Source organism: Paenarthrobacter sp. (assembly GCF_031180005.1).
Lineage (GTDB): Bacteria > Actinomycetota > Actinomycetes > Actinomycetales > Micrococcaceae > Arthrobacter.
The window spans coordinates 21,215-30,466 of the sequence record NZ_JAPSHI010000033.1; the positions used below are offsets into that span (position 1 = coordinate 21,215).

Genomic DNA, 9,252 nt, shown 5'->3' on the forward strand with positions numbered 1-9,252 from the left:
GCAGAAGGCCGCCCACCGAGCGGCCGCTGGAGCCCAAGCGATTCGGGAGCTCACTGGTAAGGAGCATCAAGTGGCGGGATGGAATGCAGACACCGCGGCGGGGCCTCTGGGCTCCGGAACGGTCACCTTGGTGGAAGGTTCATCCTTCTGCATTTCCTCTGCCAACGGGGACATTCACCCTGAACTTCCCCATGGTGTCTTCCATCTGGACACCCGGATACTTTCGCGATGGGAGTTGACCGTCAACGGCCAGATGATCGAACCCTTGGCAGCTGAAACCCGGGAACCCTACCGCGCCCTTTTTGCAGGAAGGGTTCCGCGTTCGGACGGCTACGCGGACAGCCCGCTGCTGGTGGAAAGGCTGCGGGAAGTCGGGGCGGGAATCTTGGAAGAGATTACAGTCCGGAACTACTCCAAACGGCCGGCAGAATGCCGGATCCTGCTAACTGCCGAGTCAGATTTCGCGGACCTTTTTGAGGTCAAGGAAGCGAGGATCACCCGGGAGTGGACGGAAACCCGCGTCCCGGGGGGCGATTCCTTGGAGATCCGCGGAAAGTGGGAGGGTATCCGCAAGAGTGTGGTGATCCGGGCCGAGGGCGCCGGCGCAGGGGCGCGGGCGTTGGGCTTCACGGCCAAGATTCCGCCCTACGGGAGCTGGAGCACCCGGGTGAGCGTCGTCCCCACCCTCGACGGTGCGGGGACGCCCTTCACCCATCCTGCCCGCGGCGAGTTGTCCCCCAGCGATCGTCGTCGGGAGGAATGGGTGGCCAAGATCCCCCGGCTGCAGGTGGGGAATCGCGCAATCGAACGCACCTTGAGGCGCAGCTATGAGGATCTGGGCGCGTTGAGGATCCAGGATCCGGACCATCCCAACAGGGTGGTTGTCGCCGCCGGCGCACCCTGGTTCATGACCCTTTTTGGCCGCGATTCATTATGGGCGTCCGAGATGGCGTTGCCTGTTGACCCGTCTTTGGCCTTGGGAACCCTCCGCACCTTGGCCGACCGCCAGGGGACGGTGGTGGACACCACCAGCGAGGAAGAACCGGGCAAGATCCTGCATGAAGTTCGACTGGATGTCTCCAGCGGCTTGGCTCTGGGTGGCAAGTCCGCCTACTACGGCAGCGTCGACGCCACTCCCCTTTTTGTCATCGTCCTGGGTTCCGTCAGCCGGTGGGGCTTCGCCAAGGATGTGATTACGGAGCTGCTCCCCAACGCGGATCGCGCGCTCGAATGGATCCGGGACTACGGCGACCGGGACGGCGACGGCTTCGTGGAGTACGGGCGTCCCAACGAGCACGGCCTCATCAACCAGGGCTGGAAGGACTCCTGGGACGGCATCAACTTTGACGACGGCACCATTGCGGAGCCGCCGCTGGCACTGTGCGAAGTACAGGCGTACGTGCATGGCGCCTACATGGCGCGCGCTTGGATGGCGTACGACGACGGCGACCTCACCTTGGCAGCCGAGCTTCGGGAACGCGCGGATCGCCTGAAAAAGAAGTTCAACGAGGAGTTCTGGCTCCCGGACAAGGGCTACTATGCGGTCGCCCTGGATAAGGACAAGCGCCCTGTCGACGCCTGCGCTTCAAACATGGGGCACTGCTTGTGGTTCGGGCTGGTGGATGAAGACAAGGCGCCCCTCGTGGCGGAGCGGCTGATGTCCCCGGAAATGTTCAGCGGCTGGGGCGTCCGGACGCTGGCCAGCGACATGGGCGCCTACAACCCTGCCAGCTACCACAATGGGTCGGTATGGCCGCATGACAACGCACTGATAGCGGCGGGGCTGCTCCGCTACGGCTTCGTGGAGGAAGCGCAGCGCATTGCCACTGCCCTCCTCGAAGCTGCCGAGTTTTCGGGCGGCAGGCTCCCCGAACTGTTCTGCGGTTTTGACCGCGCACAGTTCAGGGAGCCCGTGCCGTATCCGACTGCCTGCTCCCCGCAGGCATGGGCTGCCACCACTCCCATCCAGCTGATCACCGGACTCATGCGTTACGACGCCCATATTTCGTTGGGCGGCGTCTGGCTGGATCCGGTGTTGCCGGAATCTTACGGTGACTTGCACATCAGCAATGCGCCCATGGGGAGCGGGCGCATCACCATTGATGTCGCCGGTTCCACATCCCAGGTTCAGGGACTTCCGGATGGCCTGACGCTCCACCGAGCGCAACGGCCCTGGATCACAGAGCTCGTGGAAAAGGCCGAGCTGCGGCGGACTGAACCCTAGGAACTACTGAATTGCTGCCTTGAGTTCCTTTGCAGCCAGTTCCGGATCAGCTGCGCTGTAGATTGCGCTGCCCGCGACGGCTACGTCGGCACCGGCCAACTGGACGGCTCCGATGGTCGAAGCGTTGACTCCACCGGCCACTGAGAACGGTACGCGCGCCTCTTCGCCGGCGTTCAGCAGTCCACGCAGGTCGTAACCCGGCTGGGCTTGCTCATCAAGGCCAGCGTGGAACTCGATGAACTTTGCGCCCAAGGCGCGGGCTTCCTTAGCGCGGGAAACCTTGTCGGCCACGCCAATCAGGTCCACCACGATGCCCTTGTTGTGGGCCTGTGCCGCCTTGACTGCACCGGCAATGGTGGAGTCATCCGCCGTTCCGAGGACGGACACCAAATCAGCGCCAGCCTTGAAAGCGATGTCGGCTTCAAGCTCGCCGGCGTCCATGGTCTTCATGTCCGCGAAGACGATCTTGGTGGGGTGTGCTTCCTTGATTGCCGTAACGGCTGAGAGACCCTCGGCCTTGATTAGGGGCGTGCCCAGCTCGATGATGTCCACGTGCTCGGCTACTTTGCCAGCGAGGTCCAGGGCGTCTTCGATGGTGAGGAGGTCCAGTGCAACTTGCAGTTTCATAGTGTTGTTTCCTTCTTTGGAATGGTTGGTGAATCGGGCGGAAATTTGGGAGTTGATCGGGGACTATTCCAGGTTGGCGTGGCGCAACCAGAGCTGCTCAGCGGGCTCGTCGGTGGCGCCCCAGAGAGAATGGAAAACAGCCTCGGTCACCAGGAAGAGCGACTGTTCGAAGAGGCTGCCCGAGTACTGCTGCGACACATCTGAGCCGTGGTCCGTCTTCTGGGCGGCAGGGATAACCACCACCGCTTGGGCAAGGCCGGCCAACGGGGAAGATGAGTTCGTGGTGACGGCAGCAACCTGGGCCCCTGCCGAGAGAGCTGTTTGAGCCGCTTTGACTACCCCGGAGGTAGTACCCGAACCGGAAGCGACAATCAGCACATCCCCTGCGCTGATGGCGGGTGTTGTGGTGTCACCCGCAACATGGACGGTTTTTCCGAGGTGCATGAGACGCATGGCTGCCATCCGTAAGACCAAGCCGCTCCGACCGGCTCCGGCGAGGAAGACACGTTCAGCACCGCTGATCTCGTCGGCAAGGCGGGACACTTGTCCGTAATCAATGCCGGAGGACGTGTTTGCCATCTCGCCCAGGATCAGGGACACGTTACTGGCTACGTCGTCACTGGTGGTTGTTGCTGATTCTGCGGTGACGTTCACTTTCACTCCTTTTGCAGGTGGGTGCCTCTTCCCTCAAAGGGCCTATAAACGATTGTTCCGGCTACTTCAGGTAGGTGTAACGGCAAGAATGGACGGTTATGACCACCCGTTCGGGTAGGCAGGGCGGTGGAACTGCTTTAGGCTTAGTGGCATGCCACAACCCACCGACTTCCACTGGCCTCTTCTGGGCGCGGTTGCGTCCATCGCGAAAGCTCCCTTGATGGGCATCGCCGAAGAGCTTCGCACCGCCACCCTGCCCTTCCTGACATCGAGCGCCCTGGTCATCTTCACTGAGGACTGCACGGGCCGCCCACAGAAGAAGGCTGGCGCAGAGGAGATCGTCAGCAGGGTTTCCATTCCGGAACTGGAACGTTTGCGGGCCTCAGTGGATGCGGAGGGACCCTGGCGGGGGGCCGCTTTGATTGGCGGCCAGCAGCGGGACGTCCTTGCATTCCGCTATCCACCAAGCAACGCCCTGTTGGTCCTTACCGATCCGCTGCCAACTGCCGCAGATGAAGGCAGTGGATCCCTACGGATGGTGAGCTACCTTTGGGAGCTTGCAGCGGCGCGCATCCAAGAGAAAGTGAGCGACGCACCGCCGTCGTATCTTCTGGAGTCCCGGGCCGCATCGGCGGAACGTGTGCGCGTCACAGGCGAGCTGGTGGACCAGCACTCAACAACGCTGGAGACCGTCCTCGCGGCGTTACGCTCAAACTCCCTGGACGATCGTGCGGCGCGTACGTTCGTTACTGATCTAACAGCCAAAGCCTTGGTAGGCCTCCGGACCCTCAGTGACCGCACCAGCAATCTTGTGGAAGAGCCTGTCGCCAAGGCATTCGAAAGGCTTCGGGAAGACCTCAGGCCACTCATGCACTTCAGCAACATCGACATCCAATTCATCGAACCGCCCGCGAACGGAAGGGCATTGCCCGGCGAGGTGGCCCACGCCGCCAGGGCTGTGGTGCGAGGATTGGTCCTGGCTATCGCCGAGCAGTCTGATGTTCATCGGGTCCGGACGCAATGGGACTGCGATGGGGAGAACCTGCTGATTAATGTCAGGGACGACGGCGGCGGGGAGCTTTCCCCTGAAGGACCCACCCTCGAACGGCTGCTTCAACGCGTACAGGCGGTGGACGGGACCATGAACGTGGACATCATGCAGGGTTGGGGCGCCGATATCTCTGTGGTCCTGCCGTTGGATCCGCCGTCAACCCCTGCGGGGGACGTAGCAGAATGGGGGCTGGCCGCCAGGGAACTCGAGGTTCTTCAGTTGCTGGCTGCCGGCCAGCGTAATCGCTCCATTGCCGCCGATCTTGGCATCAGTGAAAACACTGTGAAATTCCATCTTCGGAACCTCTTCCGGAAGCTGGACGTCCGGTCCCGCACTGAGGCCATTGCGTTGGCCCACAGTGCGGGACTGCGGTAGTCAGACTAGGCGTCGATCACCATATCGGTCTGTGCGGTGGAGCAGCAGGGCAGGAACTTGCCCGCATCGATTTCCCGGGCACGGATCCCGCCCTGGTGGTTCATCTCCACCTCCCCTGACAGCTTGACCACCTTGCACGAGCCGCACATGCCCTCTTTGCAGTTCGCGCCGATCCTGACTCCGGCACGCTGCGCCGGACCGAGGATGTGCTCGGTGGGGTCGACGCGCACATTGATGCCCGTGCGCATGAAGGACAGGGTGAGGCTTCCCGTCCCAACCGTCTCGAAGCTTGATGCGTCCGGGGCATCGGCCTTCGCTCCCGCATCCGAACCGTCGTCGGAAGCTTCGTCCGAGTCGGCGTCGACAGTCTCCAGCGGCAACCCCGTGGCCTTCAGGGGCCCCTCGGCGTCGTAGCCGGGCTCGTAGAGCCCGAACGCCGTGGGCTGGCTTTCGTAGTAGCCTTCGGCGGAATCCGCTATTTCCTCGGCTATTTCCTCGGCGATGTCCACTGCAAGCGCGAGCTCTGCCTGGTACTCAAGGATTGTCTGCCGATCTCCCGTGAAGAATTCCATGTGGATGGACGTGTCATCCACGCCCACGTTGCCCAGGAGTTCGGTGGCGGTGTTCAGGTAGCCCTCGGGTCCACAGGCATATACCTGCCGGCCGTTGGCGTCGGGGGCAACCTCCTCCAGCATGGCTGCCGTCAGCCTTCCACTCAGGCCTTCCCATCCCTCGGGCTTGCTGCGGTCGCCCAGGGAGTAGAAGACCTTGATGCGCGAATCCACGGACGCAATGTAGGCCAGCTCCTTGTTGAAGGCAAAGCCTCCGGCTTCCGCGCCGTGGTAAAGCACCACCACATCGGCTTGTCCGGGCAAGGAGTGAATGGTCCTCACCATGGACATGATGGGAGTGATGCCCGCACCGGCGGCCAGGAGGAGGTACCGGGCCCGCCGGTCTGCGTCCGGCAGGTGAAATGCCCCTACCGGTCCCAGCATCTCCAGAACAGTGCCGGGTTGGATGTTCTCGTGCACCCACGGTGAAACCAGGCCTGTGGCATCGCGCTTGACTGTGATGTCGAAAGTCCACGGTTTGGTGGGAGCGCTGGACAGCGAGTAGCTGCGGTCCACAGGATCCTCGTCCTCGCCGTTCACAGGGAAAGCAACGTTGACGTACTGCCCCGCGCGGAACGCCAACGGTGCACCATCGATGCGACGGAACACGAAGGTCATCATGCCGCCCACTTCGGGAACAATCTCCACGCATTCGGCCATGAACTCCTGCGGATGCCAGGGACCCAACGCACGTGCGGCGCTGGCCGGCCCCTCAGTGCTGCCCATCACCCTGTTCCAGGGCATCTCCAGACCGCGAATGCGATGTGGCTCCTGGACCAACGTCTCAGTGAGGAGTTCCGTCATGCCAAGTGCTCCTGGACGCGCTGCACGTACCAGTTGATGAAAGCCTCCACCTGGTACTCGCTCTTCATGTACGGGCCGGGCTCATAGGCAGGGCTGCCAGCGCCCGTCTGGCAAAGCTCCACGAACGCCTTGTCCTGCAGATTGGTCTGCTTCCAGGTGTAGGTGAGCTTCTCCAGATCGTAGTCGACGCCTTCCACGGCGTCGTCGGCTACCAGCCACGTGGTGCGAACCAGGGACTGGTGTTCGTTGATGGGGAAGACCCCGAACGTGATGACGTGGTCGCTCTGGAAGTGGAACCAGCTGTTGGGCTGCAGGTGCATCGAGCAGCGGCCAAGCCGGAAGTCCCGCAGATCGCCGAGCAGCTTCTTGGAGAGCCTGCGCCCATCGGGAGAGAACGATTCGCCGTCGCCGTCGAGCGATTCCCGTGAGATGCGGATTCCAGCAATGCGGGTGTCAAGCTCTTCCACCACCTCGTAGGGAAGGCCGTAACGGCGGCAGCGCTCCTCGAGCGATGCCTGTGCTTCCTTGTTGCGGTCCCACACTTCTTCAAGGTGAGCCGGGATCAGGCCCTCCGTCAGGCCCCAGGTGGGGAAGAGGGAACAAGCGAGCTCCGGGTGGCCGTCACAGTGGTAGCACTCACGGTTGTTCTCCATGACGAGCTTCCAGTTGCCCTCTTCAACGATGTTCTGCTGGTAGGCGATTTTCGTCTTAGAGAGATCGTGGGGCGCAAGGTACGGCTCGAAGATCTTGGAGGTCTCGTCAAAGTCTGTGGGCGGTTCGTCCGCAATGCAGACGAAGATCAGTCCGGCAACCACACGGCTGTGGGCGCGCTTGAGGCCGAAGCAGCCCTTGTCGAACTTCGTCTCCCCCGGCGCGGAGGCGTGGATCAGGTTGCCCTCCGGGGAGTAGGTCCAGGAGTGGTAGCCGCAGACCAGGTTGCCTGTCGACCCGGCGGGCTCGGTCAGGACGCGGGCGCCGCGGTGGCGGCAGACGTTGTGCAGGACGTTCACGCCGCCGTCGTCATTGCGCAGGACGATCAGGGAGTAGGGACCATAGTCGACGGTGACGTAGTCGCCCGGCTCCGGCAGTTCGGCGATGCTGGCTGCGAAGATCCAATGCTGGCCAAAAATGGCTTCCATGTCGATCTTGAAGATCGTGGCATCGGTGTAGAAAGGCGCATCGAGGGAAAATCCCTTGCGCCGGAACTCGAACAGTTCGCTGATCTCTGCCAGCTGCTCTGCAGGCAAGGATGAAGCGAGTTTTCCGCGTGAGTTGAGGGGCAAGACTGGAGCAGACATGTATTTCCTCCCGGGAGGCGTGGGGTAAATGTGTGTTTCGTGGGGACCACGGCTGCGTGGGGTGCGAGCGGCGTTGTCGAAATCCTTATAGTCATGAGATTAGGGATCAATGATCCGCAACAAAAGCGCAAGATTCAGAAGATAACCGTGCACAATAGGTGCATGATTGATGCGAGGCTCATCACACTTCGAGTTTTTGCCCGTTGCGGCACCATCGGCGCGACCGCGGAGCTCACTGGCTATTCTCCCTCGGCTGTCTCCGCGCAGCTGCGGGAGCTCCAGCGGATGCTCGGGATGCAGCTGCTGACCAAGGACGGACGGGGGGTGCGGCTGACGGCCACGGGCCGCTTCATCGTGGCTGGTTCTGACGCCCTCATTGCCGAATGGGAGCGCCTGCGCGCAGCAGCCATGGAGGCCGGCGACCAGGTGCAGTCACGATTCGGCCTTGGCGGATTCTCGACGGCGGCCGCCCAGCTGCTGGCTCCGCTAGCGGCTACTTTGCGCACAACACGCCCGCTGCTTGAGGTCCAGGTCCTTGAAGCGAACCCGGCCCGTTGCTTCGATTTGTTGGTTGCGGAGCGAATCGACCTTGCGGTCATCGTTGCCATGCAGTCCGACACCTATGTTGAGGATGATCCGCGCTTCGAACAGACGGTGCTGCTCGACGACCCCCTGGACGTGATCATTCCCGCTAACCATCCATTGGCGGCACGGGAAACGGTCACACTGGAAGAGCTCGCCTCGGAACCATGGATCACCGAATCCGCCGGGTCCACCTATCACGCACTCTTCACAGCGGCGTTCACGGCTGTGGGGGTAACACCGCGCATTGCCCATGAAGCCGTGGAATGGGAAACCCAAATCGCTTTTGTGGGCGCTGGACTAGGCGTAGGCCTGCTGCCGCGACTGGCACCGCTGCACAGCACCGAGAACGTGGTCCGACTCCGCATCACTGGCAAAGGAAAGCCCGCGCGACGCATTGTGGCAGCGGTGCGGAGGGGCAGCATTGCATCACCCCTGATACAGGAATCTCTCGGCATCCTTCAGGAGAGCGCGCACCGGATCCTTACGGCCCGCCCGGAAGACGACCGCTGACACTAGTCCCTCAGGCCCAGACCTGGTAGCCCGTCGACTTATCGAACAGTTTCCTGGTGGATAGGCCGTCGGCTGCGATCCACAGCACGGAATCGTCGTCGGCAGCCTGCTCCACTACACCGGTGAGAACATGGCGGCCCATCAACCACACCTCCACCGTGTGGCCGTTCAGCTGAGCCCAGTCGGCCCGAAGGCCGCGGCCGTGAACGGTTTTGGCGAGAGCGAGATCCCTCATTCGTTTCACCAGCCGCGTCCTGCGAGGCGGTGGGGCTGCGGGATGTCGTCCACGTTGATGCCGACCATGGCTTCACCGAGGCCACGGGAGACCTTGGCGATCACGTCAGGATCGTCATAGTAGGCAGTTGCGTTCACGACGGCGGCGGCGCGCTCGGCCGGGTTGCCGGACTTGAAGATCCCGGAACCGACGAACACGCCGTCTGCGCCGAGCTGCATCATCATCGCAGCGTCAGCCGGGGTGGCGATGCCACCGGCGGTGAACAGGACCACGGGGAG

At 62.5% G+C, this 9,252-nt stretch carries 8 protein-coding genes and 1 pseudogene; 3 read left to right on the forward strand and 6 right to left on the reverse strand.

Features of this window, described 5'->3' with window-relative positions:
• Positions 1-70: 70 nt before the first annotated feature.
• A complete protein-coding gene (locus RIF72_RS17845; RefSeq protein WP_309076167.1) occupies positions 71-2,224 on the forward strand; it encodes a glycogen debranching N-terminal domain-containing protein in 2,154 nt (717 codons plus the stop codon).
• A 3-nt stretch (positions 2,225-2,227) separates the two neighbouring features.
• Here the strand turns inward: RIF72_RS17845 and hxlA are convergent, their stop codons facing one another.
• Complete coding sequence (gene hxlA, locus RIF72_RS17850; protein WP_309076168.1) at positions 2,228-2,851, reverse strand: 3-hexulose-6-phosphate synthase; 624 nt, start codon at positions 2,849-2,851, stop codon at positions 2,228-2,230.
• A 63-nt stretch (positions 2,852-2,914) separates the two neighbouring features.
• On the reverse strand, positions 2,915-3,505 hold the full coding sequence (gene hxlB, locus RIF72_RS17855) for a 6-phospho-3-hexuloisomerase (RefSeq protein ID WP_309076169.1): 591 nt from the start codon (positions 3,503-3,505) through the stop codon (positions 2,915-2,917).
• Between the two features lie 151 nt (positions 3,506-3,656).
• Between hxlB and RIF72_RS17860 the strand changes: the two genes are divergently transcribed.
• Positions 3,657-4,931, forward strand: coding sequence for a LuxR C-terminal-related transcriptional regulator (locus tag RIF72_RS17860; RefSeq protein ID WP_309076170.1), 1,275 nt, complete (start codon positions 3,657-3,659; stop codon positions 4,929-4,931).
• 5 nt (positions 4,932-4,936) lie between these two features.
• Here the strand turns inward: RIF72_RS17860 and RIF72_RS17865 are convergent, their stop codons facing one another.
• Together RIF72_RS17865 and RIF72_RS17870 are read right to left on the reverse strand one after the other, a co-directional pair.
• Positions 4,937-6,346, reverse strand: coding sequence for a ferredoxin reductase (locus RIF72_RS17865; RefSeq protein WP_309076171.1), 1,410 nt, complete (start codon positions 6,344-6,346; stop codon positions 4,937-4,939).
• Positions 6,343-7,644 carry an aromatic ring-hydroxylating dioxygenase subunit alpha gene (locus tag RIF72_RS17870; RefSeq protein WP_309076172.1) on the reverse strand — a complete coding sequence of 434 codons (1,302 nt, stop codon included), beginning with the start codon at positions 7,642-7,644 and terminating at the stop codon, positions 6,343-6,345. The genes RIF72_RS17865 and RIF72_RS17870 overlap by 4 nt, the downstream gene beginning before the upstream one ends.
• A 162-nt stretch (positions 7,645-7,806) precedes the next feature.
• Between RIF72_RS17870 and RIF72_RS17875 the strand changes: the two genes are divergently transcribed.
• Positions 7,807-8,739, forward strand: a complete 933-nt coding sequence (locus RIF72_RS17875) for a LysR family transcriptional regulator (protein WP_309076173.1) — start codon at positions 7,807-7,809, stop codon at positions 8,737-8,739.
• Between the two features lie 10 nt (positions 8,740-8,749).
• Here RIF72_RS17875 and RIF72_RS17880 read toward each other — a convergent pair whose 3' ends face one another.
• Positions 8,750-8,974: a hypothetical protein gene (locus tag RIF72_RS17880; RefSeq protein ID WP_309076174.1), complete on the reverse strand. Its 225-nt coding sequence runs from the start codon at positions 8,972-8,974 to the stop codon at positions 8,750-8,752.
• 5 nt (positions 8,975-8,979) lie between these two features.
• A pseudogene (locus tag RIF72_RS17885) lies at positions 8,980-9,252 on the reverse strand (pyridoxal 5'-phosphate synthase lyase subunit PdxS); the annotation flags it as partial.